General features: G+C 63.2%; 27 protein-coding genes and 1 other RNA gene. 20 read left to right on the forward strand and 8 right to left on the reverse strand.

Going from position 1 to position 26,601, the window contains the following annotated elements; translation table 11 throughout:
• The 16 genes from NRG23_RS09460 (at position 1) to NRG23_RS09535 (ending at position 14,565) form a co-directional block, all read left to right on the forward strand.
• Positions 1–225: a cbb3-type cytochrome c oxidase subunit 3 gene (locus NRG23_RS09460; RefSeq protein ID WP_009047946.1), complete on the forward strand. Its 225-nt coding sequence runs from the start codon at positions 1–3 to the stop codon at positions 223–225.
• Positions 222–1,163: a cytochrome-c oxidase, cbb3-type subunit III gene (ccoP, locus tag NRG23_RS09465; RefSeq protein WP_009047945.1), complete on the forward strand. Its 942-nt coding sequence runs from the start codon at positions 222–224 to the stop codon at positions 1,161–1,163. Before NRG23_RS09460 ends, ccoP (NRG23_RS09465) begins: the two co-directional genes overlap by 4 nt.
• Positions 1,164–1,657: 494 nt before the next feature.
• Positions 1,658–3,100 (forward strand): cytochrome-c oxidase, cbb3-type subunit I, encoded by a 1,443-nt coding sequence (ccoN, locus tag NRG23_RS09470; RefSeq protein WP_009042962.1) that lies wholly within the window; start codon positions 1,658–1,660, stop codon positions 3,098–3,100.
• On the forward strand, positions 3,100–3,708 hold the full coding sequence (gene ccoO / locus NRG23_RS09475) for a cytochrome-c oxidase, cbb3-type subunit II (RefSeq protein ID WP_009042961.1): 609 nt from the start codon (positions 3,100–3,102) through the stop codon (positions 3,706–3,708). Before ccoN ends, ccoO begins: the two co-directional genes overlap by 1 nt.
• 5 nt (positions 3,709–3,713) lie before the next feature.
• Positions 3,714–3,899, forward strand: coding sequence for a CcoQ/FixQ family Cbb3-type cytochrome c oxidase assembly chaperone (locus tag NRG23_RS09480; protein ID WP_003175465.1), 186 nt, complete (start codon positions 3,714–3,716; stop codon positions 3,897–3,899).
• Positions 3,896–4,873, forward strand: coding sequence for a cytochrome-c oxidase, cbb3-type subunit III (gene ccoP, locus NRG23_RS09485; protein WP_009047944.1), 978 nt, complete (start codon positions 3,896–3,898; stop codon positions 4,871–4,873). Before NRG23_RS09480 ends, ccoP (NRG23_RS09485) begins: the two co-directional genes overlap by 4 nt.
• Positions 4,874–5,038: 165 nt before the next feature.
• A complete protein-coding gene (locus NRG23_RS09490; RefSeq protein WP_016704960.1) occupies positions 5,039–5,293 on the forward strand; it encodes a type II toxin-antitoxin system Phd/YefM family antitoxin in 255 nt (84 codons plus the stop codon).
• A complete protein-coding gene (locus NRG23_RS09495) occupies positions 5,293–5,703 on the forward strand; it encodes a type II toxin-antitoxin system VapC family toxin (RefSeq protein WP_101282056.1) in 411 nt (136 codons plus the stop codon). The genes NRG23_RS09490 and NRG23_RS09495 overlap by 1 nt, the downstream gene beginning before the upstream one ends.
• Positions 5,704–5,908: 205 nt before the next feature.
• Positions 5,909–7,324, forward strand: a complete 1,416-nt coding sequence (gene ccoG, locus NRG23_RS09500) for a cytochrome c oxidase accessory protein CcoG (protein ID WP_257374544.1) — start codon at positions 5,909–5,911, stop codon at positions 7,322–7,324.
• A gap of 11 nt (positions 7,325–7,335) precedes the next feature.
• Entirely contained in the window at positions 7,336–7,875 is a 540-nt protein-coding gene (locus NRG23_RS09505; protein WP_016704963.1) for a FixH family protein, read from the forward strand.
• Between the two features lie 109 nt (positions 7,876–7,984).
• Positions 7,985–10,435, forward strand: coding sequence for a heavy metal translocating P-type ATPase (locus NRG23_RS09510; RefSeq protein ID WP_016704964.1), 2,451 nt, complete (start codon positions 7,985–7,987; stop codon positions 10,433–10,435).
• Between the two features lie 24 nt (positions 10,436–10,459).
• Positions 10,460–10,690, forward strand: coding sequence for a cbb3-type cytochrome oxidase assembly protein CcoS (gene ccoS / locus NRG23_RS09515; RefSeq protein WP_009047938.1), 231 nt, complete (start codon positions 10,460–10,462; stop codon positions 10,688–10,690).
• The gene (locus NRG23_RS09520) at positions 10,683–11,366 is read left to right on the forward strand and encodes a sulfite exporter TauE/SafE family protein (protein WP_009042956.1); all 684 of its coding nucleotides are present in this window, start codon (positions 10,683–10,685) and stop codon (positions 11,364–11,366) included. Before ccoS ends, NRG23_RS09520 begins: the two co-directional genes overlap by 8 nt.
• 141 nt (positions 11,367–11,507) lie before the next feature.
• Positions 11,508–12,890, forward strand: coding sequence for an oxygen-independent coproporphyrinogen III oxidase (gene hemN / locus NRG23_RS09525; protein ID WP_009047937.1), 1,383 nt, complete (start codon positions 11,508–11,510; stop codon positions 12,888–12,890).
• A gap of 308 nt (positions 12,891–13,198) precedes the next feature.
• A complete protein-coding gene (fnrA, locus tag NRG23_RS09530; protein WP_009047936.1) occupies positions 13,199–13,933 on the forward strand; it encodes a Crp/Fnr family transcriptional regulator FnrA in 735 nt (244 codons plus the stop codon).
• A gap of 83 nt (positions 13,934–14,016) precedes the next feature.
• Positions 14,017–14,565: an adenine phosphoribosyltransferase gene (locus NRG23_RS09535; RefSeq protein WP_009047935.1), complete on the forward strand. Its 549-nt coding sequence runs from the start codon at positions 14,017–14,019 to the stop codon at positions 14,563–14,565.
• Between the two features lie 74 nt (positions 14,566–14,639).
• Here NRG23_RS09535 and NRG23_RS09540 read toward each other — a convergent pair whose 3' ends face one another.
• The 5 genes from NRG23_RS09540 to dnaX all read right to left on the reverse strand — a co-directional run bounded on the left by NRG23_RS09540 (position 14,640) and on the right by dnaX (position 20,407).
• Positions 14,640–15,788 carry an acyl-CoA dehydrogenase family protein gene (locus NRG23_RS09540; RefSeq protein WP_009047934.1) on the reverse strand — a complete coding sequence of 383 codons (1,149 nt, stop codon included), beginning with the start codon at positions 15,786–15,788 and terminating at the stop codon, positions 14,640–14,642.
• 133 nt (positions 15,789–15,921) lie between these two features.
• The gene (gene recR, locus NRG23_RS09545; RefSeq protein ID WP_009047933.1) at positions 15,922–16,524 is read right to left on the reverse strand and encodes a recombination mediator RecR; all 603 of its coding nucleotides are present in this window, start codon (positions 16,522–16,524) and stop codon (positions 15,922–15,924) included.
• A gap of 65 nt (positions 16,525–16,589) precedes the next feature.
• On the reverse strand, positions 16,590–17,624 hold the full coding sequence (locus tag NRG23_RS09550) for an NADP-dependent oxidoreductase (RefSeq protein WP_009047932.1): 1,035 nt from the start codon (positions 17,622–17,624) through the stop codon (positions 16,590–16,592).
• 269 nt (positions 17,625–17,893) lie between these two features.
• Positions 17,894–18,232, reverse strand: a complete 339-nt coding sequence (locus NRG23_RS09555; protein ID WP_009047931.1) for a YbaB/EbfC family nucleoid-associated protein — start codon at positions 18,230–18,232, stop codon at positions 17,894–17,896.
• A gap of 66 nt (positions 18,233–18,298) precedes the next feature.
• Entirely contained in the window at positions 18,299–20,407 is a 2,109-nt protein-coding gene (gene dnaX, locus NRG23_RS09560; RefSeq protein ID WP_257374559.1) for a DNA polymerase III subunit gamma/tau, read from the reverse strand.
• A 139-nt stretch (positions 20,408–20,546) separates the two neighbouring features.
• Here dnaX and NRG23_RS09565 point away from each other — a divergent pair, with 139 nt between their 5' ends.
• Positions 20,547–21,320: an ABC transporter substrate-binding protein gene (locus tag NRG23_RS09565; RefSeq protein ID WP_038631208.1), complete on the forward strand. Its 774-nt coding sequence runs from the start codon at positions 20,547–20,549 to the stop codon at positions 21,318–21,320.
• A gap of 3 nt (positions 21,321–21,323) precedes the next feature.
• Here NRG23_RS09565 and NRG23_RS09570 read toward each other — a convergent pair whose 3' ends face one another.
• Complete coding sequence (locus NRG23_RS09570; protein WP_103331033.1) at positions 21,324–23,024, reverse strand: bifunctional diguanylate cyclase/phosphodiesterase; 1,701 nt, start codon at positions 23,022–23,024, stop codon at positions 21,324–21,326.
• Between the two features lie 601 nt (positions 23,025–23,625).
• Here NRG23_RS09570 and NRG23_RS09575 point away from each other — a divergent pair.
• Positions 23,626–23,940 (forward strand): helix-turn-helix domain-containing protein, encoded by a 315-nt coding sequence (locus tag NRG23_RS09575; RefSeq protein ID WP_007922376.1) that lies wholly within the window; start codon positions 23,626–23,628, stop codon positions 23,938–23,940.
• Positions 23,941–24,082: 142 nt separating this feature from the next.
• Positions 24,083–24,457: a VOC family protein gene (locus tag NRG23_RS09580; RefSeq protein WP_257374562.1), complete on the forward strand. Its 375-nt coding sequence runs from the start codon at positions 24,083–24,085 to the stop codon at positions 24,455–24,457.
• Here the strand turns inward: NRG23_RS09580 and NRG23_RS09585 are convergent.
• A complete protein-coding gene (locus NRG23_RS09585) occupies positions 24,391–25,374 on the reverse strand; it encodes a DMT family transporter (RefSeq protein ID WP_257374564.1) in 984 nt (327 codons plus the stop codon). The genes NRG23_RS09580 and NRG23_RS09585 overlap by 67 nt on opposite strands.
• Positions 25,375–25,476: 102 nt before the next feature.
• Between NRG23_RS09585 and NRG23_RS09590 the strand changes: the two genes are divergently transcribed.
• On the forward strand, positions 25,477–26,343 hold the full coding sequence (locus NRG23_RS09590) for a LysR family transcriptional regulator (protein WP_106696893.1): 867 nt from the start codon (positions 25,477–25,479) through the stop codon (positions 26,341–26,343).
• 92 nt (positions 26,344–26,435) lie between these two features.
• On the opposite strand, the gene ffs is transcribed toward NRG23_RS09590, so the two are convergent.
• Positions 26,436–26,532, reverse strand: an RNA gene (ffs, locus tag NRG23_RS09595) — signal recognition particle sRNA small type.
• Positions 26,533–26,601: the final 69 nt, after the last annotated feature.

Below are 26,601 nucleotides of genomic sequence, written 5' to 3' on the forward strand. Positions count from 1 at the left end.
ATGGGTCTTGAACTCGATACCGGCATGATCCGCGGGCTCGGCACGCTGGTGGTGATGATTGCCTTCATCGGCCTGTCGATCTGGGTTTTCAACGCCAAGCGCAACCCGGAGTTCGCCCAGGCGCGCCTGCTGCCCTTCGCCGACGAACCTTCGCCGGAAGTGCCCGGCAATCCATCTGATGACGCTCAATCCGAAGAGCATGCGACAAGGAGCATTCGGCCATGACCACCTTCTGGAGTACGTACATCTGCGTACTGACCATAGGCAGCCTGATCGGCCTGACCTGGCTGTTGATCGGCACGCGCAAGGGCGAAACCAAGGGCAGCGTCGACCAGACCATGGGGCACGCGTTCGATGGCATCGAGGAGTACGACAACCCCCTGCCGCAATGGTGGTTCCTGCTGTTCGCCGGCACCCTGGTGTTTTCCGTCGGCTACCTGATCCTCTACCCGGGCCTGGGCAACTGGAAAGGTATCCTGCCGGGCTATGAGGACGGCTGGACCCAGACCAAGGAATGGGAAAAGGAAATGGACAAGGCAGACGCCAAGTTCGGCCCGATCTTCGCCAAGTTCGCCGCCATGCCCGTGGAAGAAGTGGCCAAGGACCCGCAGGCGCTGAAAATGGGCGGACGCCTGTTCGCCTCCAACTGCTCGGTGTGCCACGGCTCGGATGCCAAGGGCGCGTTCGGCTTCCCTAACCTCGCCGACAACAACTGGCGCTGGGGCGGTAACGCCGACACCATCAAGGCCACCATCATGGGTGGCCGCATGGCGGCCATGCCAGCCTGGGGTGAAGTGCTGGGCGAGGACGGGGTGAAGAACGTCGCGGCCTATGTGCGTCACGAGCTCGCCGGCCTGCCGTTGCCCGCCGACAGCAGCGCCGACCTCGTCGCCGGCAAGCAAGCCTTCAGCACCACCTGCGTCGCCTGTCATGGCGCCAACGGCCAGGGCACTGAAATCATGGGGGCGCCGAACCTGACGCAACCGGCAGGCTTCATCTACGGCACCAGCCTGACCCAGCTGCAACAGACCATTCGCCACGGTCGCCAGGGCCACATGCCGGCGCAGAACGAACTGCTCGGCAACGACAAGGTCCAGCTGCTCGCGGCCTACGTCTACAGCCTCTCCCACAGCAGCAAGCCAGAAGCTGCAAGCGATAAGTAAAAGATCAACGGCAAGCTGTGAGTTTTTGACTTGCAGCTTGCCGCTTGAAGCTTAGCCCTCCTCCTTTGCGACCAAGTGTCGCACCCTCTCTACTCCCTGCCTTTCCACTCTCCGGATTCGGGTCTAAGCTGCTTCGCAGTGGACTGGCACTGGCCGGTCACAGACCAGAAGTAGCCGCTCCATTCGAAGCCGTTGTTCGAGGACAGGCCGCAAAGGCTGGTTTATACCGGCTGTCGCGCCACTTACCGTCTGTCGCTCGTTCAAGGGCTTTCCACACACCCGGTTACAACTGACCTGTACCCCTCGCCTTTTTCATCCGCTGCGACATTTTGTCCGGGGCCGATTTTGTCCTTACTCCGCGCATGGAAAGGCCGCAGAATCAGCTTTTGAAAGCATTGACCCAGGTCATGGCGCGTTGCAATGACCCCCCGCTTTCTCCATACTTGCGGCCGATTTTTACTCCTAATAAAACACCCAAACCGTGGAACCTTAGAATGAGCACAGCAATCAGTCCGACTGCTTATAACTATAAGGTAGTCCGCCAGTTCGCCATCATGACGGTGGTCTGGGGGATCCTTGGCATGGGGCTCGGTGTCTTCATCGCCTCGCAACTGGTCTGGCCGGAGTTGAACTTCGGTCTGCCATGGACGACCTTTGGACGCCTGCGCCCGCTGCACACCAACCTGGTGATTTTCGCCTTCGGTGGATGTGCGTTGTTTGCCACTTCTTACTACGTCGTGCAGCGAACCTGCCAAACGCGACTGATTTCCGACAGCCTGGCGGCCTTCACCTTCTGGGGTTGGCAAGCCGTGATCGTCGGCGCGATCGTTACCTTGCCGCTGGGTTACACCACCACCAAGGAATACGCGGAACTGGAATGGCCCCTGGCTATCCTGCTGGCCATCGTCTGGGTCACCTACGGTCTGGTGTTCTTCGGCACCATCGTCAAGCGCAAGACCAAGCACATCTATGTGGGTAACTGGTTCTACGGTGCCTTCATCGTGGTCACCGCGATGCTGCACATCGTCAACCACGCTTCCCTGCCGGTCAGCTTCTTCAAGTCCTACTCGGCCTACTCGGGCGCGACCGACGCCATGATCCAGTGGTGGTACGGCCACAACGCCGTGGGCTTCTTCCTGACCACCGGCTTCCTGGGGATGATGTACTACTTCGTGCCGAAACAGGCCGAGCGTCCGATCTACTCCTATCGCCTGTCCATCGTGCACTTCTGGGCGCTGATCACCCTGTACATCTGGGCCGGTCCGCACCACCTGCACTACACCGCGCTGCCGGACTGGGCGCAGTCCCTGGGCATGGCCATGTCGATCATCCTGCTGGCACCAAGCTGGGGCGGCATGATCAACGGCATGATGACCCTCTCGGGCGCCTGGCATAAGCTGCGCACCGACCCGATCCTGCGCTTCCTCGTGGTGTCCCTGGCGTTCTACGGCATGTCGACCTTCGAAGGTCCGATGATGGCGATCAAGACCGTCAACTCGCTGTCGCACTACACCGACTGGACCATCGGCCACGTACACGCCGGTGCCTTGGGCTGGGTAGCGATGATCTCCATCGGCGCCCTGTACCACATGATCCCGAAAGTCTTCGGTCGCCAGCAGATGCACAGCATCGGCCTGATCAACACCCACTTCTGGCTGGCTACCATCGGTACCGTGCTGTACATCGCCTCGATGTGGGTCAACGGCATCACCCAGGGCCTGATGTGGCGTGCAATCAACGACGACGGCACCCTCACCTACTCCTTCGTCGAAGCCCTGCAGGCCAGCCACCCTGGTTTCATCGTGCGCGCCCTGGGCGGTGCGTTCTTTGCCGCCGGCATGCTGTTCATGGCGTACAACGTGTTCCGTACCGTTCGCGCCTCGAACCCGGCTGAAGCTGAAGCCGCCGCTCAGATCGCTGTAGTTGGAGCTCACTGATGAAGCATGAAGCAGTAGAGAAGAATATCGGCCTGCTGGCCTTCTTCATGGTCATCGCCGTCAGCATCGGCGGCCTGACCCAGATCGTTCCGCTGTTCTTCCAGGACGTCACCAACAAGCCGGTCGAAGGCATGAAGCCGCGCACCGCCCTGGAACTGGAAGGCCGCGACGTCTATATCGCCAACGGTTGTGTCGGCTGCCACTCGCAGATGATCCGTCCGTTCCGTGCCGAAACCGAACGCTACGGCCACTACTCGGTCGCCGGTGAAAGCGTCTGGGACCACCCGTTCCTGTGGGGTTCCAAGCGTACCGGTCCGGACCTGGCCCGCGTTGGCGGTCGTTACTCCGATGACTGGCAGCGTGCGCACCTGTACAACCCGCGCAACGTTGTACCTGAGTCGAAAATGCCGGCTTACCCGTTCCTCGTAGAAAACAAGCTCGACGGCAAAGACACCGCGAAAAAAATGGAAGTCTTGCGCACGCTCGGCGTCCCTTACACCGACGAAGACATCGCCGGTGCCAAGGATGCCGTGAAGGGCAAAACCGAAATGGACGCGCTGGTGGCCTATCTGCAAGGCCTGGGCACCATCATCAAAAGCAAACGGTGATCTGGATGGATATCGGGATGATTCGTGGCCTGGGCACCGTAGTGGTGATGGTGGCCTTCATCGGCCTGGCGCTGTGGGTGTTCAGCCCCAAGCGCAAGTCCGAGTTCGAAGACGCCACCTTGCTGCCGTTCGCGGATGATCCCGAAGCCATCAAGCACGTCGAGCAAGCTTCTAGGAGTAACAAAGAATGACTACGTTCTGGAGTCTGTACGTCACAGTCCTCAGTCTGGGTACCATTTTCGCCCTGACCTGGCTGCTGCTGTCGACCCGCAAGGGCCAGCGCGCCGAGCAGACCGACGAGACGGTCGGCCACTCCTTCGACGGGATCGAGGAGTACGACAACCCACTGCCGAAATGGTGGTTCATGTTGTTCGTCGGCACCATCGTCTTCGCCCTGGGTTACCTAGTGCTGTACCCGGGCCTGGGTAACTGGAAAGGCATCCTGCCAGGCTACAACTACCTGGATACCGAAAAGCAAACCCCCTTCGCCAACGGCCAGACCGGCTGGACCGGCGTGCACGAGTGGGAAAAGGAAATGGCCAAGTCGGACGCCAAGTTCGGTCCGATCTTCGCCAAGTTCGCCTCCATGCCGATCGAGGAAGTCGCCAAGGACCCGCAAGCCCTGAAGATGGGTGGCCGCCTGTTCGCCTCCAACTGCTCGGTCTGCCACGGTTCCGACGCCAAGGGTGCCTATGGCTTCCCGAACCTGACCGACGCCGACTGGCGCTGGGGCGGCGAGCCGGAAACCATCAAGACCACCATCATGGGCGGTCGTCACGCGGTGATGCCGGCCTGGGCGGAAGTCATCGGCGAGCAAGGTGTCAGCGATGTGGCCGCCTATGTGCTGACCAACCTCGATGGCCGCAAGCTGCCGGAAAGCGCCAAGGCCGATCCGGCCAACGGCCAGAAGATCTTCGCCGCCAACTGCGTGGCGTGCCACGGTCCGGCCGGTAAAGGTACCCCAGCCATGGGCGCACCTGACCTGACCCATCCGGGCGCGTTCATCTACGGCTCGAGCTTCGCCCAACTGCAGCAGACCATCCGTTACGGCCGTCAGGGTCAGATGCCTGCCCAGGAACAGCTGCAAGGCAACGACAAGGTTCACCTGCTGGCCGCTTACGTCTACAGCCTGTCCCACAGTGACAAGCCGGCGGACGCCGAGTAAGGCAGACACCTTCGGGTAACAGAAAAAGGCCCCGCCAATGTCCATTGGCGGGGCCTTTTTATTTCCCTCTCCCTCACGTCCGTCGCTCCACCCCCGGTTGAGATTGCCCCCTCCCCGCCAAGAGTAGTAACGTTGCTACATGAAATTCTTGTCGAGGGTATGACGATGCCTATCACCACCATCTCCAGCCGCGAATTCAATCAGGACACAAGTGGTGCCAAAAAAGCCTCCAGAAACGGCCCGGTCATCATCACCGACCGTGGCAGGCCCGCCCATGTGCTGCTAAGCATTGAGGACTACGAAAAACTGAGCGGCCTGAACACCAGCATCGTCGACATGCTGGCCATGCCTGAAGCGCCTGAAATCGATTTCGAAACAGAGCGCGCAACCATCATTCCTCGCGAGATCGATCTGTCCTGATGTTTTTGCTCGATACCAACGTTGTGTCCGAATTACGCAAGCCCAACGCTGATCGCCAGGTAGTGGCCTGGGCTCAGACCGTGGCGCCCACCAGCCTGTTTTTATCAGTCATTACGTTATTGGAACTGGAAACCGGCATCCTGCGGTTGGAACGCCGCGATCGCACCCAAGGGGCCCTGCTGCGTGCCTGGCTGGAACTGCGCGTGATGCCCGCTTTCGACGGACGAATCCTGGCCATTGACCCTGCTGTCGCTATGCGCTGCGCCCGATTGCATGTTCCGGATCGCAGCAATGAATGCGATGCCCTGATTGCGGCGACCGCCCTGGAACATGGGCTGACAGTCGTTACCCGCAACATCGCCGACTTCCAGTCCAGCGGTGTGCAGTTGCTCAACCCGTGGAGCGATTGAACGCGGTCGCGACGAAAAGCGTCCATAATTCACAAGTCAATTGATTCAAGTCATTACACCATCAATTGATTTCCCCCAACGCGACCAAAGGTCGCACCCCTGAGCTAGAGCGACAGGCGTATCATTGCGCCACTGCAACACCCCTATTTGATCGCGGTCGGCACGTACTGACCGGGGCATTTCTCCACTGCCGTGGGATGCAATGATGAGCAACCAGATTCCGGTACATGACGTTACCCCTCCTGCCAAGAATTCGAACAACAGCGTAGATCTCTACGCCTCTCGGGAAAAAATCTACACACGCGCTTTCACCGGCCTCTTCCGCAACCTGCGGATGGTGGGCGGCGCGGCCCTGTTCCTGCTGTATTTCGGTACGGTGTGGCTCAACTGGGGCGGCCACCAGGCTGTCTGGTGGAACCTGCCGGAGCGCAAGTTCTTCATCTTCGGCGCCACCTTCTGGCCCCAGGATTTCATCCTGCTGTCGGGGCTTTTGATCATCGCCGCCTTCGGCCTGTTCTTCATCACCGTGTACGCCGGGCGCGTCTGGTGCGGCTATACCTGCCCGCAAAGCGTCTGGACCTGGATCTTCATGTGGTGCGAGAAGGTCACCGAAGGCGACCGCAACCAGCGCATCAAGCTCGACAAGGCGCCGATGAGCGCCAACAAGTTCCTGCGCAAGTTCAGCAAGCACAGCCTCTGGCTGCTGATCGGCTTCGTCACCGGCATGACCTTCGTCGGCTACTTCTCGCCGATCCGCGAGCTGGTCATCGACTTCTTCACCGGCCAGGCCGATGGCTGGTCGTACTTCTGGGTCGGCTTCTTCACCCTCGCCACCTATGGCAACGCCGGCTGGCTGCGCGAACAGGTGTGCATCTACATGTGCCCCTACGCCCGCTTCCAGAGCGTGATGTTCGACAAGGACACCCTGATCGTCTCCTACGACCCGCGTCGCGGCGAAGGTCGCGGCCCGCGCAAAAAAGGTGTCGACTACAAGGCCATGGGCCTGGGCGACTGCATCGACTGCACCATGTGCGTCCAGGTCTGCCCGACCGGCATCGACATCCGCGACGGCCTGCAGATCGAATGCATCGGCTGCGCCGCCTGCATCGACGCCTGCGACAACATCATGGACAAGATGGACTACCCGCGCGGCCTGATCAGCTACACCACCGAGCACAACCTGTCCGGGCAGAAAACCCATAAACTGCGTCCACGCCTGATCGGTTATGCGCTGGTGCTGCTGACGATGATCAGCCTGCTGGTCACCGCGTTCTTCATGCGCTCGCTGGTGGGCTTCGATGTCAGCAAGGACCGCGTGCTCTATCGCGAGAACGCCGAAGGCCGGATCGAGAACGTCTACAGTCTGAAGATCATGAACAAGGATCAGCGCGACCATACCTACGTACTGGACGCCGCCGGCCTGCCGGACCTCAAGCTGCAAGGCCGACGCGAGATCAAGGTGGCGGCCGGCGATATCGTCAGCATGCCGATCGAGCTGTCGAGCTCGCCGGAGCAACTGCCGTCGAGCACCAACGAGGTGAAATTCATCCTCAAGGACGCCGACGACGAAAGCGTCCACGTTGAAGCCAAGAGCCGGTTCATCGGCCCACAAATTCGTTAAGAGAAGTCATCATGCCCGCAGCGACCGCCACAAGCCCCTGGTACAAGCACCTCTGGCCCTGGATCATCATCGGCATCCTGGCCTGCTCGGTGGCCCTGACCCTGTCCATGGTGACCATTGCGGTGAACAACCCGGACAACCTGGTCAACGACAACTACTACGAGGCCGGCAAAGGCATCAACCGCTCCCTGGACCGCGAACTGCTGGCCCAGACCCTTCAACTGCGCGCCAGCGTGCACCTGGATGACCTCACCGGCGAAGTCGACCTGCACCTGAGCGGCAACAGCGCGCCCGCCACCCTGGAGCTGAACCTGATCTCGCCGACCCAGCCGGAAAAAGACCGCAAGATCACCCTCGCCCGCAGCGAAACCGAACAGGGCCGCTACATTGGCCAGTTGAGCGACAAGGTCGATGGCCGCCGTTTTGTCGAACTGCTGGGCGTCGAAGGCGACAAGACCTGGCGCATGTTCGAAGAGGAACAGGTCAGCCACGACAAGGACCTGCTGCTGGGTGACGAACCGCTGCAGGGGGCTGAAGACCTGAAAAAATAAACACGCGCTTCGTGCATCGCCGGCAAGCCGGCTCCTACGGATCCACGTAATCTCCCGTAGGAGCCGGCTTGCCGGCGATGAGGTCCTTCCAGCCCATAAAGATCACGCCATGACCACCCCAACCCCCTGCTACCACTGCGCCCTCCCCGTCCCGTCGGGCAGTCGGTTTACCGCAGTGATTCTCGGCGAGCGCCGCGAACTGTGCTGCCCGGGCTGCCAGGCAGTGGCCGAAGCGATTGTGGCCGGCGGACTGGAAAGCTATTACCAGCATCGCAGCGAAGCCTCAGCCAACCCCGAGGCCCTGCCGGTGCAACTGGTGGACGAACTGGCGCTCTACGACCGCGCGGATGTGCAGCAACCCTTTGTCCGGCATGAAGGCGAACTGGCCGAAACCACCCTGCTGATGGAAGGCATCAGCTGCGCCGCCTGCGGCTGGCTGATCGAGAAACACCTGCGCAGCCTGCCGGCGGTGGCCGAAGCGCGACTGAACCTGTCCAACCATCGCCTGCATGTGCGCTGGGCCGACAGCCAGTTGCCACTGAGCCAGGTGCTCAGCGAACTGCGCCTGATCGGCTATGCAGCGCATCCCTACCAGGCCGACCGCGCCTCCGAGCAACTGGCCAGCGAAAACCGCCTGGCCCTGCGCCAGCTGGGCGTGGCCGGGCTGCTGTGGTTCCAGGCGATGATGGCGACCATGGCCACCTGGCCGGAATTCAATATCGACCTGAGCCCCGAGCTGCACACCATCCTGCGCTGGGTCGCGCTGTTTCTCACCACGCCGATCGTGTTCTACAGCTGCGCGCCGTTTTTCAAGGGTGCCCTGCGCGACCTGCGCACCCGCCACCTGACCATGGACGTTTCCGTGTCCCTGGCGATTGGCGCCGCCTACATCGCCGGGATCTGGACCTCGATCACCGGGGTCGGCGAGCTGTACTTCGATGCCGTGGGCATGTTCGCCCTGTTCCTGCTGGCCGGGCGCTACCTGGAACGCCGCGCCCGCGAACGCACCGCCGCCGCCACCGCGCAACTGGTGAACCTGCTGCCGGCCTCGTGCCTGCGCCTGGGTACTGACGGCCAGAGCGAACGCATCCTGCTCAGCGAACTGCGCCTGGGCGACAAGGTGCTGGTGCACCCCGGCGCCATCCTGCCGGCGGACGGCAAGATCCTCGATGGCCAGTCGAGCATCGATGAGTCCCTGCTCACCGGCGAATACCTGCCGCAACCGCGCAGCATCGGCGATGCGGTCACCGCCGGCACCCTCAATGTCGAGGGCGCGCTGACCGTGGAAGTCCTGGCCCTGGGGCAGGACACGCGCCTGTCGGCCATCGTCCGCCTGCTGGATCGGGCCCAGGCGGAGAAACCGCGCCTGGCGGAAATCGCCGACCGCGCCGCCCAGTGGTTCCTGCTGTTCTCCCTGATCGCCGCGGCCGCCATCGGTCTGCTCTGGTGGCAGCTGGACGCTTCCCGGGCCTTCTGGATCGTCCTGGCGATGCTGGTCGCCACCTGCCCCTGCGCGCTGTCCCTGGCCACCCCGACCGCGCTGACGGCCGCCACCGGCACCCTGCACAAACTCGGCCTGCTGCTGACCCGCGGCCACGTGCTCGAAGGCCTGAACCAGATCGACACGGTGATTTTCGACAAGACCGGCACCCTCACCGAAGGGCGCCTGGCCCTGCGCTCGATTCGGCCCCTGGGTGACCTCGACAGCCAGCAGTGCCTGGGCCTGGCCGCCGCCCTGGAAAACCGCTCCGAACACCCGATTGCCCGGGCCTTCGGCCGCGCGCCACTGGCCGCCGAGGAAGTCCTGAGCATGCCCGGGCTGGGCCTGGAAGGCCTGGTGGGCGAGCAACGCCTGCGCATCGGCCAGCCCGCCTTCGTCTGCGAGCTCAGCGCCTGCACGGTCCCGGCGATGCCGGACGAAGCCGGCCAATGGCTGCTGCTGGGCGATACCCAGGGGCCACTGGCCTGGTTTGTCCTTGACGATCGCCTGCGCAGCGATGCGCCGGCCTTGCTGGCCGCCTGCAAGGCGCGGGGCTGGAACACCCTGCTGCTCTCGGGCGACAGTTCGCCGATGGTCGCCAGCGTCGCCGCCGAACTGGGCATCGACGAAGCCCGCGGCGGCCTGCGCCCGGACGACAAGCTGCAGGTGCTGCAACAACTGCATCGCCAGGGCCGCAAAGTGCTGATGCTCGGCGATGGGGTCAACGATGTCCCGGTGCTGGCCGCCGCCGATATCAGCGTGGCCATGGGCTCGGCCACCGACCTGGCCAAGACCAGCGCCGACGCGGTGCTGCTGTCCAACCGCCTGGACGCGTTGGTGCAGGCCTTCAGCCTGGCCCGTCGCACGCGCCGGATAATCATCGAGAACCTGCTGTGGGCCGGGCTGTACAATGGCCTCATGCTGCCGTTCGCCGCCCTCGGCTGGATCACTCCGGTATGGGCCGCCATCGGCATGTCCATCAGTTCGTTGACCGTGGTGCTCAATGCCCTGCGCCTGACTCGCCTGCCGCGTCAGCCCCAGGCCGAGGCCACGACCCAAACCCGCCCGCTGCCGGCCTGAGCCGCGCGGGCATGGAGCCTACCCATGCCAGCTCTCTACGTGATGATTCCGGCGGCGCTGCTGATCGTGGCCATCGCCATCTACATCTTCTTCTGGGCGGTCGACAGCGGTCAGTACGATGACCTCGATGGCCCCGCCCACAGCATTCTGTTCGACGACCAGGACCCCAAGCACACCGCCGCGATCGACGAGGCCAAGGGCCAGCCGGCGGCCGAACAGCCGCCGCACAAAGACCAGGCACCGCCCCATGCTTGAGCTGGCGCCGCTGCTGGTTTCCGCGGTGATCCTCGGCCTGCTCGGCGGCGGTCACTGCCTGGGCATGTGCGGCGGCCTGATGGGCGCCTTGACCCTGGCCATTCCCCAGGAGCAGCGCAGCCGGCGCTTTCGCCTGCTGCTGGCCTACAACCTGGGGCGCATCCTCAGTTACGCCACCGCGGGCCTGCTGATCGGCCTGGCCGGCTGGGCCGTGGCCAGCAGTCCGGCGGCCATGGCCCTGCGCGTGCTGGCCGGTCTGCTGCTGATCGCCATGGGCTTGTACCTGGCCGGCTGGTGGAGCGGCCTGACCCGTATCGAAAGCCTTGGACGCGGCCTGTGGCGGCATATACAGCCCGTGGCCAACCGCCTGCTGCCGGTGTCGAGCCTGCCGCGCGCCCTGCTGCTGGGCGCGCTCTGGGGCTGGCTGCCGTGCGGCCTGGTGTACAGCACCCTGCTGTGGTCCGCCAGCCAGGGCAACGCCCTCGACAGCGCCCTGCTGATGCTGGCCTTCGGCCTGGGTACCTGGCCGGTGCTGCTGGCGACCGGGCTCGCGGCGGAGCGGGTCACCGCACTGCTGCGTCGGCGCAGCGTGCGCATGGCCGGTGGCCTGCTGGTGATCCTGTTCGGCATCTGGACCTTGCCCGGTCCGCATCAGCACTGGTTGATGGGCCACTGAGGCTGCCGGCCATCGCCAACAACCATACAAGGCCCGCCCGGCAGGCAGCGCGCACCCGCCAGCCTTGATGCAAATCAAGATGGCCCGGGCGCCAACCCCCTAGACTCGCGAACACTGCCTGCCTACCGGGGGAATTCCCGCATGCTCGACGCCATTCGTTGGGACACCGATCTGATCCGCCGTTACGACCTGGCGGGACCGCGCTACACCTCTTACCCCACCGCTGTGCAATTCCACAGCCAGGTGGGCACCTTCGACCTGCTCCACGCCCTGCGCGAAAGCCGCAAGGCGCTGCGCCCGCTGTCGCTGTACGTGCATGTGCCGTTCTGCGCGAACATCTGCTACTACTGTGCCTGCAACAAGGTCATCACCAAGGACCGCGGGCGCGCCCTGCCCTACCTGCAGCGCCTGGAACAGGAAATCCAGCTGATCGCCTGCCATCTCGACCCCGGGCAGAAGGTCGAGCAACTGCACTTTGGCGGCGGTACCCCGACCTTTCTCAGCCATGACGAACTGCGGCAACTGATGGGCCATCTGCGCCAGCACTTCAACCTGCTGGACGACGACTCGGGCGACTACGGCATCGAGATCGACCCGCGCGAAGCCGACTGGTCGACCATGGGCCTGCTGCGCGAGCTGGGGTTCAACCGGGTCAGCATCGGCCTGCAGGACCTCGACCCGGCGGTACAGCGCGCGGTCAATCGCCTGCAGAGCCTGGAAGAAACCCGGGCGGTGATCGAAGCGGCGCGCACCCTGCAGTTTCGTTCGATCAACATCGACCTGATCTACGGCCTGCCGAAACAGACGCCGGACAACTTCGCCCGCACCGTCGAGGAAGTCATCAACCTGCAGCCGGACCGGCTGTCGGTGTTCAACTACGCGCACCTGCCAGAGCGCTTCATGCCGCAACGGCGGATCAACAGCCACGAGCTGCCGGCCCCGGCGGAAAAACTGCAGATGCTGCAGCGCACCATCGAACAACTGACGGCCGCCGGTTACCGCTACATCGGCATGGACCATTTCGCCCTGCCCGACGACGAGCTGGCGATAGCCCAGGAAGAGTCGACCCTGCAACGCAACTTCCAGGGCTACACCACCCATGGCCACTGCGACCTGATCGGCCTGGGCGTCTCGGCCATCAGCCAGATCGGCGACCTGTACTGCCAGAACAGCAGCGACCTGAACCAGTACCAGAACCTGTTGGGTGGCGCGCAACTGGCCACCAGCCGTGGCCTGGTGTGCAATCAGGACGACCGCGTCAGACGCGCGGTGATCCAGCAGCTGATCTGCAACTTCAGCCTCGACTTCGAGACCATCGAGCAGCAGTTCAACATCGACTTTCGCGGGTATTTCGGCGAGCTGTGGCCACAGCTGCAAGCCATGGCCGAAGACGGCCTGATCAAGCTGAGCAACGAAAACATCGAAGTCCTGCCGGCCGGGCGCCTGCTGGTGCGTTCGGTGTGCATGGTGTTCGACGCGTATCTGGAGCAACAGAATCGACAGCGTTTTTCCCGGGTCATCTAGGGGCATCAGGCGCGGCAGCCTGAGCGCCAGGCGCGACAACTTGTCGCAGATTACGGGCAAAAACTGTCGGGAGAGACAGGGCGCAAGCAAGCCTGATACTTGACGCCGAGACAATCGGCGAGTGCAAGTGACGGCCAGCGCTGGAAATACCTTGAACGGACTGCACGAGCGCATTTTCCCGGAGTGGCCTGGAGGCTACAAACGGACAGCTTTACGACTAAGCGCCAATACGGCACGGACTGGCCGGAACCTCCTCCCGTGAGTTACCCTTACGGCTTATGTGTGTTTTCCCACAAGGATTCTATTGAATGTCCGAGCCAGTAAAACTGCGCGCTCACAACCAGGCCCATTGCAAGGATTGCAGCCTGGCCCCCCTCTGCCTGCCACTTTCTCTGAATCTGGAAGACATGGATGCGCTGGACGAGATCGTTAAACGCGGTCGCCCGCTGAAAAAAGGCGAGTTCCTGTTTCGCCAGGGCGACGCATTCGACTCCGTCTATGCTGTGCGCTCCGGTGCCCTGAAGACTTTCAGTCTCAGCGACAGCGGCGAAGAACAGATCACCGGCTTCCACCTGCCCAGCGAACTGGTCGGCCTGTCCGGCATGGACACCGAGATCCACCCGGTTTCCGCCCAGGCCCTGGAAACCACGTCGGTCTGTGAAATCCCCTTCGAACGCCTCGACGAACTGGCCCTGCAGTTGCCCCAGCTGCGCCGCCAGCTGATGCGAGTGATGAGCCGCGAGATCCGCGACGACCAGCAGATGATGCTGTTGCTGTCGAAAAAGACCGCCGACGAGCGCATCGCCACGTTCCTGGTCAACCTGTCGGCACGCTTCCGCGCCCGTGGCTTCTCGGCCAACCAGTTCCGCTTGAGCATGTCGCGCAACGAGATCGGCAACTACCTGGGCCTGGCGGTGGAAACCGTATCCCGGGTGTTCACCCGCTTCCAGCAGAACGCGTTGATCGCCGCTGAAGGCAAAGAGGTGCACATTCTCGACCCGATCCAGCTGTGCGCCCTCGCCGGCGGCTCCCTGGAAGGCTGAGGCAGAGCCCCCGCCCGAGCCAAGCGGCTCGGGCGGGGCTATACTGGCGCGCTCCACTTCATGCCCGCCAGGACACTGCCACGATGGCCTTCGATTCCTTCGACATCAAATCCCTGATCCGCCCAGTCATCGACTTCCCCAAACCGGGCGTGATCTTCCGTGACATCACCCCGCTGTTCCAGTCGCCCAAGGCCTTGCGCCTGGTCGCCGACAGCTTTGCCCAGCGCTATGTCGAAGAAGACTTCAGCCATATCGGCGCCATGGACGCCCGCGGCTTCCTGATCGGCTCGATCCTCGCCTACCAGCTGAACAAACCGCTGATCCTGTTCCGCAAGCAAGGCAAGCTGCCGGCCGATGTGCTTGCCGAGGGTTACCAGACCGAATACGGCGAAGCCTTTCTCGAGGTCCATGCCGACAGCCTGTGCGAAGGCGATTCGGTGGTGATGTTCGATGACCTGATCGCCACCGGCGGTACCCTGATCGCCGCGGCCAACCTGGTGCGCCGCATGGGGGCCAGCGTCTACGAAGCCGCCGCCATCATCGACCTGCCGGAACTGGGCGGCTCGCAGCGCCTGCGAGACATGGACATTCCAACCTTCTGCCTGACGCAGTTCTCGTTGAGCGAACGGTAAATCGCTGCCATTTGGGTTGCCAGGGCCGGCGCTATCGCGAGCAAGCTTCGCTCCTACAGGGGCCTCCGGCAGGCCTACAGCCCCATCTGCTTGCTGATGATTTCGTTCATCACTTCCCGGGTGCCGCCGCCGATGGAAAGGATGCGGTTGTCGCGGTACAGCCGCTCCACCAGGCTTTCGCGCATGTAGCCCAGCCCTCCGAGAATCTGCACGGCATCGTGGGTGATGCGATCGGCCGTATCGGTGGCGAAGTTCTTGGCCATGGAAATCTCCTTGATCACACTCTGGCCCGCCGCCATCTTCGCTGCCTGGCGATAAGTGAATTCGCGGGACACCTCCAGCGCGGTCGCCATCTCCGCCAGACGATGCTTGATCACCTGGAACTTGCCGATGGGCTTGCCGAACGCCTCGCGCTCCCGGGCCCACTTCAGGCTCTCCTCCAACGCCAGCTGCGCGGTCATGTTGGCCATTAGCGCCAGCGCCAGGCGCTCGCTCTGGAAGTTGCCCATGATGCAGGCGAAGCCCATGTTCTCGACCCCGATCAAATGACTGGCCGGCACCCGGCAATCGTCGAAAAACAGCTCGGCGGTATCCGACGCCCACCAGCCCATCTTCTTCAGTGGCCGGCCGACGGTGAATCCCGGCGTGCCCTTGTCGATCAGCAGCAGGCTGATGCCACCGAAACCGGGTTCGCCGGTGCGCACGGCCACCGTGTAGAAGTCGGCGCGCACGCCACTGGTGATAAAGGTCTTGCTGCCGCTGACGCGGTAGCAGTCGCCATCGCGCAGCGCCCGGGTCTGCAGATTGGCCACGTCCGAACCGCCACCGGGCTCGGTGACCGCCAGGGCGCTGATCTTCTCGCCCGCCAATACCTGCGGCACCACCCGGTCGCGGACCTCGGGGCGCGCCCATTTGACGACCGGCGGCAAACCGATGTCCAGCGAGCCCAGGCCCGCCACCAGGCCGCCGGAGCCACAACGCATCAGTTCCTCGCTGGCGGCGATCTTGGCGAACAGGTCGCCCTCGTGGCTGCCACCCAGGGCTTCTGGATAGCCGATGCCCAGGATGCCGGCTGCGCCAGCCTTGAGGTACAGCTCGCGGGGGAAGCCTTGCGCCTCCTCCCATTGATCGATGTCCGGGAGGATTTCCCGCTCGACGAAACGTCGAACGCTGTCGCGGACCAACTGATGGCTAGGGTCGAAGTATTCCTGGCAGGCAGACATCGGCAAGCTCCTCTGAAGGTTGAGGAAACTTACCTAGCGCTTGCTTGGTTTTCAAGAAAAGTCGCGTTTAAGCGACAGAGCGCGGCCAGCAAGCAAGCCCCTCTGGCAGCGGCGAGCTTGCTGGCCGAAACGCTTACAGGCTGATTGGCTTGCGCCCGGCAAACGAGTGCGCCAGGGTGCCGCCGTCCACCAGCTCCAGCTCGCCGCCCAGGGGCACGCCATGGGCGATACGCGAGGTGATCAGGCCTTTGTTGGTCAACAGCTGGGCGATGTAATGGGCGGTCGCCTCGCCTTCCACCGTCGGGTTGGTGGCCAGGATCACCTCGGTGAAACTGCCCTGCTCTTCGATCCTGGCCAACAGTTGGGGAATACCGATGGCTTCCGGGCCGAGGCCGTCGAGAGGCGACAGGTGGCCCTTGAGCACGAAATAGCGACCGCGATAACCGGTCTGCTCCACCGCATAGACATCCATCGGCCCCTCGACCACGCACAACAGCGTGTCGTCACGGCGCGGATCGGCGCATTGCGGGCACAGATCGTCCTCGGTGAGGGTGCGGCAGAGGCGGCAGTGGCCCACGCCCTCCATGGCCTGGCTCAGCGCCTGGGCCAACCGCGTACCGCCGCTGCGGTCGCGCTCCAGCAGCTGCAAGGCCATGCGCTGGGCGGTTTTCTGACCCACGCCCGGCAAAGTGCGCAGGGCATCGATCAGTTGGCGAATCAGGGGGCTGAAGCTCATGGGGAAAGGTCCGACAAAACGACGAGACGCGGTTTATACCCGCGCCTCCGATTAGCGTCAAATGCTCAGTCCGGGGCGACCCGCACCACCAGCTTGCCGAAGTTGCGTCCTTCCAGCAGCCCGATGAAGGCTTGCGGCGCGCGCTCCAGGCCGTCGACCACATCCTCCTTGAACTTGACCTTGCCTTGCAGCACCCAGGGCGCCATGGCGCTGACAAACTCCGGTTGCCGGTCGCCGTAGTCGTCGAACACGATAAACCCCTGGATGCGCACGCGCTTGGTCAACAGCTGGCGCTGCAACAATGGCAGGCGGTCAGGCCCCGGCGGCAGTTCCTGGGCGTTGTACTGGGCAATCAGCCCGCACAGCGGAATCCGCGCCTTGGGGTTGAGCAACGGCAGCACCGCATCGAACACCTTGCCGCCGACGTTTTCAAAGTAGATGTCCACGCCCTCGGAGCAGGCCTGCGCCAGCTCGTCGGCAAAATTCGGGCTGTGGTGGTCGATACAGGCATCGAACCCCAGCTCCTCGACCACATAGCGGCACTTGTCGGGACCACCCGCCACACCGATCACCCGCAGCCCCTTGATCTTCGCCACCTGCCCCACCACCGAGCCCACAGCCCCCGAGGCCGCGGCCACCACCAGGGTCTCTCCGGCCTTGGGCTGGCCGATGTCCATCAGGCCCATGTACGCGGTCATGCCCGGCATACCCAGCACGCCCAGGGCCATCGAGGGGCTGGGCAAACCCGCCGGCACCGGTATCAGGTTACGGCCATCGGAAATGCTGTGGCTTTGCCACCCGGTGGCACCCACCACCAGGTCGCCCTCCTGGAATTTCGGGTTCAGCGAGCGCTCGACCCGGCTGACCGCGCCGCCGGTCATCACTTCGTTGATTTCCACCGGAGCGGCGTAGGACGGCGCATCACTCATGCGCCCGCGCATATAAGGGTCCAGCGACAGATAAAGGGTCTTGAGCAGCACCTGGCCATCCGCCAGATCCGGTAGTGCCACCCGCTCCAGGCGAAAGTTTTCCGGCACGGGCGCGCCCTGGGGCCGGGAGACCAGAACGATGCGCTGGTTGAGGGTCAATGCTTGCGACATCAGAGCAACTCCTTATCGAGAATTGAATCGGGCCATACAGAGTGCAGACCATCGTATAGCGCTCGGCGTTCGATGTTTCTCTCCCACGCCGCTGCCGCAAGCTGCGATCGATTGCACGGCAACCGCAATCATCCAGCCAGACCCCATCGCCTGAATGACGACCGCTGCGCGCTCGATCGCAGCCTGCGGCAGCGGCTACAGGCGGCACAAACAAAAATGCCAGGCGCGATGCCTGGCATTTTTAAGTTCGACCAATGCGCTGGCGCGAATCAGAACGGCAGTTTCATACCCGGTGGCAGTTGCATGCCAGCGGTCATGCCGGACATCTTGTCCTGGCTGTTGGCTTCGATCTTGCGCACGGCGTCGTTGACGGCAGCGGCGAACAGATCTTCCAGCACTTCGCGGTCATCTTCGCTGACGCCTTCCAGCAGGCTTGGGTCGATGCTCACGCGCTTGATGTCGTGACGACCGGTCATGACCACGGTGACCATATCGCCACCCGCCTTGCCGGTGACTTCGGCGTTGGCCAGCTCTTCCTGCATCTTGGCCATCTTTTCCTGCATCTGCTGCGCCTGCTTCATCAGGCCGGCCATGCCACCTTTCATCATGGGAATCACCTCAAAGTACTTGGATAAAAACAGCGCCCGGCCTCAAGGCCCGGCGCCCTTCAGTTATTAACCCTGGCTGACCAGGGCCTCGACAGGTTCAATAGTATCGTGACGGACCACCGCGCCGAACTCCCGCACCATCTGCTGGATGAACGGATCGCCGTGGATCGACTCCTCGGCTTCGCGCTGGCGATTGGCACGGCGACGCGACGCGGCCTGGGCCGGGGTTTCCTGCTCGGGCTTGATCAGCTCGATGCTCACCGTCAGCGTGCGCTGGTGATACTGGTTCAGGGCATCGTTCAGGCGCCGCTGCTGAGTGGCGTTGAACAGGGCGCTGTGGGCCGGATCCAGGTGCAGCAACCAGTTGTCGCCCTCGGCGGCGATCAAGGTGCAGTTGGCGGCGATGCTCGCCGTCATCCCGGAAATCGGCAGTTTCGGGAACAGTTCCAGCCACTCCAGCGCCAGGCCGGTGGCCGGCTGGGCAGCCGGCAGCGGCTCGGGTTCCGGCTCGGGATCGGCGGCGTGTTCGCTGGCCAGTTCGTCCAGGTAGCTGTAGGCCGAATCCATGTCCGGCTCGATGTAGTCTTCGTCCAGCGGCGGCTCGTCATCCAGGTCGATGCCCGGCGTCGCGGCATCGACCTCGGCAACGCTGGGCTCCGGCACCGGGGCACTGACCCATTCCGGCGCATCCGGCACCACGCTGTCCGGGGTCGGGGTCGGCATCGGGGTCAGCTCAGGCTGCTCCGCGGCGGTCTCCAGCACGGGCTCGACGGCCGGCTGCTGTGCGACGACCGGTTCGACCGGGTCGTTCCACGGCAGGTCGACCACCTCTTCGGCGGCGACAGGCGCAGCCTGCGCTGGCGCCTCGACCACAGGCTGCGGCGCAGGCGCCATGGGCGCTACAGGAGCCGGTGCGGGCACTGCGACAGGGGCAACCGCTGGAGCGGCCTCGACCACCGGCGCTGCAACCGGAGCGGCGGCAACACTTACCGGCGCAGCAACGGCTGCGCCAGCCACGGATTGGGCGGAATCAACTGTGGCCTGGCTGATCCCCACTGGCTTTAGCGGCTGTCTCGGCGCATCTGCCGAGTCCGCTGGCCGGAAGGCCAGCATCCGCAGCAGGACCATCTCGAAACCACCGCGCGGGTCCGGCGCCAGCGGCAGGTCGCGCCGGCCGATCAGGCCCATCTGGTAATAGAACTGCACATCTTCGGCCGGCAACGCCTGGGCCAGGGCCAGCACCCGGTCGCGGTCGCCATGGCCGTTGTCGACACCGTCCGGCAAGGCCTGGGCAATGGCCACACGGTGCAGGACGTTGAGAATCTCCGACAGCACGCCGTTCCAGTCCGGGCCCTGTTCGGCCAGGTGGCGCACAGCCTCGAGCAAGGCCTTGGCATCGCCGTTGATCAGCGCATGCAGGACGTCGTAGACCTGGCCGTGATCGAGAGTGCCGAGCATCGCCCGCACATCGGCGGCCATGACCTTGCCTTCACCGAAGGCAATGGCCTGGTCGGTGAGGCTCATGGCATCGCGCATCGAACCGTCGGCGGCGCGGCCCAACAGCCACAGCGCGTCGTCTTCGAACGGCACGTTCTCGACGCCCAGCACGTGGGTCAGGTGCTCGACCACCCGTTCCGGGGTCATGTTCTTCAGGGAGAACTGCAGGCAGCGCGAAAGAATCGTTGCCGGAAGTTTCTGCGGGTCGGTGGTCGCCAGAATGAATTTGACGTAGGGCGGCGGCTCTTCCAGGGTCTTCAACAAGGCGTTGAACGAGTGGCTGGACAGCATGTGCACTTCGTCGATCAGGTAGACCTTGAAGCGTCCGCGGCTCGGTGCGTACTGCACGTTGTCCAGCAGCTCGCGGGTGTCCTCGACCTTGGTCCGGCTCGCGGCGTCGATCTCGATCAGGTCGACGAAACGCCCTTCGTCGATCTCGCGGCATACCGAGCAGGTGCCACAGGGCGTGGAAGTAATGCCTGTTTCACAGTTCAGGCATTTGGCAATGATCCGCGCGATGGTGGTCTTGCCCACCCCGCGGGTGCCGGTAAACAGATAGGCATGGTGCAGCCGCTGACTGTCCAAGGCATTGATCAGAGCCTTGAGCACATGGGTCTGGCCGACCATTTCGCGAAACGAGCGCGGACGCCATTTACGTGCAAGAACCTGATAACTCATCGAAAACCGTCGCAACTGGGAAGCGGAAGCCCGTAATGCTAGCGGAGCAAGGGCGAAATTGCATCCGGTGCGCTCGTCTAATCTGGCTAAGCTGCTTTTTGTCAGGCTCGTCAGCGGCCTTTTCCTGCGTGGAGACTCTATGCGTTTAGCCTTGGGCGCCTTTCTGCTGGTTGCCATGAATGGTTTTGCCGCAGAACCGGCCCTGCGCTTCTCGATCCCCGACAGCTGGGCCATGCCCGTGGTACAGATCGAACGTGGCCGACCCACCCAGGGCATTCTCCACGACCTGATGGCCAGCCTCGCCACCCAGGTCGGCACCCCGGCCGAATTCCACGTCCTGGCGCGGGCCCGCGTGCAGGCGGCCATGGATCACGGGGAAATCGATGTCCGCTGTTATGCCGCCCAGTCCTGGCTGCCCAACCAGGCCGGCGATTACATCTGGAGCATCCCGCTGTTCATTCAGCGCGACCTGTTGGTCGGCCGCGAGCGACACCTATTCCCGGTCACGCCCCGGGACCTGCCGACGCAGCCCATCGGCACCGTCCTCAGCTACACCTACCCTTCCCTGCAACCCTTGTTCGACAGCCGCCAGTTGCTCCGCGACGACGCGCGCAACCAGGAACAGGTGCTGCAAAAACTCTGGGCCGGCCGCTACCGCTACGCGGTGAGCAACCAATGGACGCTGGACTGGTTCAATCAGACCTTGCCGCCCGAGCAGCAACTGCACAGCGTGGCCATCCTGCAGGAACAGGCGGTCGGCTGCGTCGTCCGCAACGATCCGGCGCTGCCGGTGCAACGCGTGCTGCGCACCTTGTTGCGCATGAAGATGTCAGGAGAGATCGACGACCTCATCGGCCTGTACACCGGCCGCAGGCCGACCGAGAGCGCCCCGCAGAGCTACGAGGCACCTTAGGCGTCAGCCGACTTCGTCCTGCGGACACCATTCCAGCGGCGGCAGGAAGGTCGCCACCCAACCCGGCACCTCGCTGGCCGGCATGGGCGGGGCGATGAAATAGCCTTGCGCCACGTCGCAGCCCAGCGACATCAGCAACTCGCCGTGCTCCATGCTTTCCAGGCCCTCGGCCACCACCTGCCGGTCAAACGCCCGGGCCAGGCCGATCAGGGCCTGGGTCAGCGCCAGGTCACCCTGGTCGTGCAGCATGTCGCGCACGAACATGCGGTCGATCTTGATGGTCTGGGTGCGCAAGCGCTTGAGGTAGCTCAGCGACGAATGCCCGGTGCCGAAATCCCCCAGGGAAAACTGCACCCCCAGCGCCTGGCAGGCCTCGAGGCAAGCGCTGACATGCTGGATATTCTCCACCGCCACCGCTTCGACGATTTCCAGGTCCAGCAACTGCGGGGCAATCTGTGGATGGCGCTCGAGCACCGCTTTGAGTCGGTCGACGAAATCCGCCCGCTGGAAATGCCGCGCTGCGATATTGACGCTGATCGGCCAGCGCTGTCCGGCCAGCTGCCATTGCCGCAACTGGGCCATGACTTGCTCCATCACCCACTCGCCGATATCGACGATCAGGTCGGTCTCCTCCACCAGCGGCAGGAACTCCCGAGGCGCGACCATGCCCCGCTGCGGATGCTGCCAGCGCAGCAACGCCTCGAAACCCACCACCTCGCCGCTGCGCATATTGACCTTGGGTTGAAAGTGCAGGCACAGCTCGCCGGACGCCAACGCCTGCCGGACCCGCTCCACGGTCTGGTGGGTAGCCTTGACCTCGCGGTCCCGCGACACATCGAACAAGTGAAAGCGATTGCGCCCGCTCTGCTTGGCCACGTACATCGCCTGGTCGGCATGCCGCAACAAAGTGTCGGCATCGTCGTTGTCGGCGGGAAACAGCGTCACGCCGATGCTGGCGCAGACGTTGATCTCCTTGTCCTGGATCAGATAGGGCGTGGAGATCACCCCCAGCACCCGATGCAGCGCCGCCCGCAACTCGCGAATGTCGCGCACATGGCGCAGGATCAGCACGAACTCGTCCCCGGCCAGGCGCGCCACCACGTCTTCGCCGCGAATGATCGAGCGCAGGCGCGCCGCTACCTCCACCAGCAACAGATCGCCGCTGGCGTGCCCGTAGCCATCGTTGACCGCCTTGAAGCCGTCGAGATCGAGCATGCACACCGCCAGCGCGATGTTCTCCTTGCGCGAGTAATCCAGCGCCTGGTTGAGCAGGTCGGAAAGGAAGGAACGGTTGGGCAAACCGGTCAGCACATCGTGGCCGACCCGCCATTGCAGCGAGTGCAGCAAGCGCCGTTTTTCACTGATATCGAAACGAATTGCCACATAACGCTGGACCCGACCAGTGGCCTCATCGAGCAAAGGTACGACGGTGCTGTCGACCCAATATAAAGTCCCGTCCTTGGCCCGGTTGCAGATCTCGCCCTTCCAGACCTGGCCCAGGGCAATGGTGCGCCACATGCTGCTGAAGAATTCGGGAGGGTGCAGGCCGGAGCCGAGAATCCGGTGATTGGCGCCCAGCAGCTCTTCTCGGCTGTAGCCGGAAATCGAACAGAACTGGTCGTTGACGTAAGTGATCCGGCCGGTCAGGTCGGTCTCGGAAAAAATGGCGGCTGCATCCACGGCCCTGCGGTATTTCTCATCCATGAGTCTGACTCACTGTCGCTAGCGGTTGAACCGCTCGACCAGGGCACGGAGCCCGGAAGAGATGTTTGGGCGTTCACTCTCAATATTTTCGCAATCCCAGGCAGGCCTGGGCTGCTGGTCCGAAAATATCTGTTCAACAGAGGTGACCGGCACATTCAGACGCACGTTAAAACTCCATAGACAGCATTCGACAATGCCAGCCCAGACAAGCCGGCAAGAGGCCGACTCACGGAAAATGGCGCACCGTCTTGCCCCACCTGACACAATTGCAACCGTACAGCGACCGACACCGTCATTGACCTTCGAATCGACGAAGACCAACTAAAATCACTTAAGGATCAGCCGAATTTGGCGGGTGGGACACTGGCAATCATCAGCGAGACGTTCGCGCCTGCGCCATACCCTCGATTCTGGTGAACAAGGAAAATGCAATGAGTTCTTGTTTCATCAGTTCATCTTCTGAAACTAGATCACCAAATGCCTGTCCGAAGCGTCGATTCTACGAATTGCATCACATTTTGCAAGGCAAGGTGATGAATCATGGCGTTGCCTAATGCAAAGATTTATCGTTAAGTTCTTGATTCTAAATGGGAATTGAGCGATGCAAATTTCAAGTTTGGGTCCAGCCATCAGGCGTTACCGCAAGGTAGCGGGGCTTACTCAGGCTGAACTAGGCGAAAAAACCGGTTTTGACCCTAAAACCATCAGCCGCTTCGAAACCGGCACCTACACCCCCAGTGTGGAAGCGCTGTTCCTGCTGGCCGATGTACTGGGAGTGAAGCTGAAAGCCTTTTTCGCAGATCTGGGCGACGAAGACGAACAGCGGGCGTATCTGTTCGGTGTCATTCACAAAGCCACCCCGAAGGACCTGGGAAAGCTGATAGCAGCGGTAGACCTGGCCTTGTCCAAGCCTTAGAGCCGAGCAACACGCAGAGGAGGCAGCCCTATCGAAGCCGATAGCCTGCCTCCTCTTTATTTCCCCCAGATGACTCCTGACAGGAACTGACAACGGCGCCCCTTAAGCTGGCGTGCGCAGCCCAACCTTTCCAGGAGTCCGGATGATCGCTACCAGCACTTACCTTCTGCTATACGTCGACAGCCCCGCCACCAGCGCCAATTTCTACAGCCGCCTGCTGGACAGGCCGCCGGTCGAGCTGTCGCCGACCTTCGCCCTGTTCATCCTCGATTCGGGGCTCAAGCTCGGCCTCTGGTCCAGGCAGGATGTCGAGCCAGCCACCCAGGTCGCCGGTGGCGGCGGCGAATTGGCCTTAGGGGTGGCCGACAACCAGACCGTCGACCGACTGCACAGCCAATGGGCCGAATCCGGCGTGAGCATCGCCCAGGATCCGACCGCCCTGGACTTCGGCTACACCTTCGTCGCCCTGGACCTGGACGGACATCGACTCAGGGTGTTCTGCCCGATCCTGGAGTGAACGGCAGTCGCGGCGATAGCCTCCGGCAGTACCGAGCGACGCCGCGACCAACGCCCCTCCAACTGCATCGCCATCACGCTGCCGAGGACGATCGCCGCCCCCACGACCACCGCGCCATGCACCCGCTCATGCAGGACCAGCGCCGCCAGCAGCATGGCGATCGGCGGTATCAGGTACATGGCGATGGACGCGCGGCTGACCTCGACCCGCGCCAGCACGTAGGCCCAGGCCAGGTAAGCCAGCGCACTGGGAAACAGCCCCAGCAGCAACACCGCCAGGTTCACCCGCCACGACGCCTGGACCACCGCGACCGCCAGCCCCGGCCAATACAGGCTCAACAGCAAGGTGCCGGCCCAGACCATGTAGCAGACGGTGGTCAGCAGGTCGTAACGCCCCGAATAACGCCGCTGCAACACGAAGTACAACCCCCAGGAGAAGGCCGCCAGCAGTACGAGCAATCCCTGAGGCTTGATCGACGCCACGCCCTGGTCGCCCCAGACCACCACGACCGCGCCGAACAACCCCAGCCCGACACAACCCCAGCGCCAGCCGCTGACCGGCTCCCTCAACCAGAAAAACGCAATCAGGGTGCTGAAGATCGGCGCCGACTGCGCCAGCACACTGGACGCCCCCGCGCTCAACCCCTGCTGGCCATAGTTGAGGCTGACGTGATGCAGGGCGATGGCAAAAAAGCCCAGTACCAGCAACCAGGGCAGATCGCGCCAGCGTGGCAGGGCGATTCTTTTCACCAGGGCGATGGCGCCCATGAACAGCGAAGCGATCAGAAAGCGCAGCAACGCCAGATGGCCAGGCTCGTAACCCTCCAGGCCGATGTGGATACCCACCGGGGAATAAGCCCAACACAGAATGACCGCGGCGGTCGCCAGGACCAGTTTCAACGCAGGGGAGATATTCAAGACACAGGCACTCGGTAGCACAAGGAAGGCCTTCAGTCTCCCGCCCGCCACAACTCACCACAATTAACGGATACTGAGACCAGACCTCACTGGAAATGAGCAATGGAACTGAGCCAGCTGAAGATGGTGAAAGCAGTCGCCCGTACCGGCAGCATTGCCCGGGCGGCCGAACAACTGCATTGCGTGCCCTCCAACATCACCAACCGCCTCAAGCAACTGGAAGGCGAGCTGGGCACCCGGCTGTTTATCCGCGCGGGCCGCGGGCTGAAAATCAGTCCGGATGGGGAAATCTTTCTGGGTTACAGCGAGCGCATCCTGGCCTTGGTGGATGAAGCCAAACGCGCCGTCGATCGCCAGGCCGAACCCAGCGGCATCCTGCGCATCGGCGCCATCGAGTCCTGTGCCGGCGGACGCCTGCCGCCGCTGCTGGCGGAGTTCCATCAGCGCTTTCCCCAGGTCACTCTGGAGCTGGTAACCGGTACCTGGTCGCAGTTGTTCGAAGAGCTGCAACACCACCGGATCGACGGCGCATTGGTTGCGGTCGACACGCCCCAGCCAAAGCTGGAGCGCACCGCCCTCTACAGCGAGCCCCTGGTGCTGGTCGCCAGCGCCGATGCGGCACCTGTACTAAGCCCGCGCGACCTGCAAGACCAGACCCTGTTCATGTGGCCCGGCGGCTGCCCTTACCGCCGCGCCCTGGAGCATTGGCTGAACGCCCACGACGTGACCGCGACCATCATCGGCTATGCCAGCTGGGGCACCATCATCGACTGTGTCAGCGCCGGTGCCGGCATGACCCTGGCCCCGGAAGGCGTGCTCGAGCGCTACACCCTGTCCGCGGGCCTGACGCGCCACCGCTTCGCCGACCTGCAGCCGATCGACATTCGTTTTGTCTGGAACAAGGAAATAGAACGCCACACCGCACGGGACGCGTTTGCGCAGTTGTTGCAGGAACGATTGGGGAAATGAAACGAGCGACCGGCGAGAGGCCAGATCAGGTGAAAGCAGGGGGAGAATTCAAAACATTCGTCGAGGACCGACAGAGGGCGTTATGGAGGCAACCCCACCAGCCACACCCCGGCACACAATGTCACCGCTGCGGCTGCTCCCTTCCAGGCCTGACCGGGTTCACGGCTGATCGTTGCGAGGGGACCAATGGGGTCACCATAACGACGCTCACCTGACGGCGAGCCGCGCCATTGTACCTATCTGCGGCGAAGTTACAAC

The sequence above is a fragment of the Pseudomonas sp. T8 genome (genome assembly GCF_024610635.1).
GTDB classification, from domain to species: Bacteria; Pseudomonadota; Gammaproteobacteria; order Pseudomonadales; family Pseudomonadaceae; genus Aquipseudomonas; species Aquipseudomonas chlororaphis_I.

Bases quoted from the DNA above. Each gene is read 5' to 3' on its own strand.
- NRG23_RS09460 (WP_009047946.1), top strand. From the start codon at position 1: ATGGGTCTTGAACTCGATACCGGCATGATCCGCGGGCTCGGCACGCTG.
- ccoP (WP_009047945.1), top strand. From the start codon at position 222: ATGACCACCTTCTGGAGTACGTACATCTGCGTACTGACCATAGGCAGC.
- ccoN (WP_009042962.1), top strand. From the start codon at position 1,658: ATGAGCACAGCAATCAGTCCGACTGCTTATAACTATAAGGTAGTCCGC.
- ccoO (WP_009042961.1), top strand. From the start codon at position 3,100: ATGAAGCATGAAGCAGTAGAGAAGAATATCGGCCTGCTGGCCTTCTTC.
- NRG23_RS09480 (WP_003175465.1), top strand. From the start codon at position 3,714: ATGGATATCGGGATGATTCGTGGCCTGGGCACCGTAGTGGTGATGGTG.
- ccoP (WP_009047944.1), top strand. From the start codon at position 3,896: ATGACTACGTTCTGGAGTCTGTACGTCACAGTCCTCAGTCTGGGTACC.
- NRG23_RS09490 (WP_016704960.1), top strand. From the start codon at position 5,039: ATGCCTATCACCACCATCTCCAGCCGCGAATTCAATCAGGACACAAGT.
- NRG23_RS09495 (WP_101282056.1), top strand. From the start codon at position 5,293: ATGTTTTTGCTCGATACCAACGTTGTGTCCGAATTACGCAAGCCCAAC.
- ccoG (WP_257374544.1), top strand. From the start codon at position 5,909: ATGAGCAACCAGATTCCGGTACATGACGTTACCCCTCCTGCCAAGAAT.
- NRG23_RS09505 (WP_016704963.1), top strand. From the start codon at position 7,336: ATGCCCGCAGCGACCGCCACAAGCCCCTGGTACAAGCACCTCTGGCCC.
- NRG23_RS09510 (WP_016704964.1), top strand. From the start codon at position 7,985: ATGACCACCCCAACCCCCTGCTACCACTGCGCCCTCCCCGTCCCGTCG.
- ccoS (WP_009047938.1), top strand. From the start codon at position 10,460: ATGCCAGCTCTCTACGTGATGATTCCGGCGGCGCTGCTGATCGTGGCC.
- NRG23_RS09520 (WP_009042956.1), top strand. From the start codon at position 10,683: ATGCTTGAGCTGGCGCCGCTGCTGGTTTCCGCGGTGATCCTCGGCCTG.
- hemN (WP_009047937.1), top strand. From the start codon at position 11,508: ATGCTCGACGCCATTCGTTGGGACACCGATCTGATCCGCCGTTACGAC.
- fnrA (WP_009047936.1), top strand. From the start codon at position 13,199: ATGTCCGAGCCAGTAAAACTGCGCGCTCACAACCAGGCCCATTGCAAG.
- NRG23_RS09535 (WP_009047935.1), top strand. From the start codon at position 14,017: ATGGCCTTCGATTCCTTCGACATCAAATCCCTGATCCGCCCAGTCATC.
- NRG23_RS09540 (WP_009047934.1), bottom strand. From the start codon at position 15,788: ATGTCTGCCTGCCAGGAATACTTCGACCCTAGCCATCAGTTGGTCCGC.
- recR (WP_009047933.1), bottom strand. From the start codon at position 16,524: ATGAGCTTCAGCCCCCTGATTCGCCAACTGATCGATGCCCTGCGCACT.
- NRG23_RS09550 (WP_009047932.1), bottom strand. From the start codon at position 17,624: ATGTCGCAAGCATTGACCCTCAACCAGCGCATCGTTCTGGTCTCCCGG.
- NRG23_RS09555 (WP_009047931.1), bottom strand. From the start codon at position 18,232: ATGATGAAAGGTGGCATGGCCGGCCTGATGAAGCAGGCGCAGCAGATG.
- dnaX (WP_257374559.1), bottom strand. From the start codon at position 20,407: ATGAGTTATCAGGTTCTTGCACGTAAATGGCGTCCGCGCTCGTTTCGC.
- NRG23_RS09565 (WP_038631208.1), top strand. From the start codon at position 20,547: ATGCGTTTAGCCTTGGGCGCCTTTCTGCTGGTTGCCATGAATGGTTTT.
- NRG23_RS09570 (WP_103331033.1), bottom strand. From the start codon at position 23,024: ATGGATGAGAAATACCGCAGGGCCGTGGATGCAGCCGCCATTTTTTCC.
- NRG23_RS09575 (WP_007922376.1), top strand. From the start codon at position 23,626: ATGCAAATTTCAAGTTTGGGTCCAGCCATCAGGCGTTACCGCAAGGTA.
- NRG23_RS09580 (WP_257374562.1), top strand. From the start codon at position 24,083: ATGATCGCTACCAGCACTTACCTTCTGCTATACGTCGACAGCCCCGCC.
- NRG23_RS09590 (WP_106696893.1), top strand. From the start codon at position 25,477: ATGGAACTGAGCCAGCTGAAGATGGTGAAAGCAGTCGCCCGTACCGGC.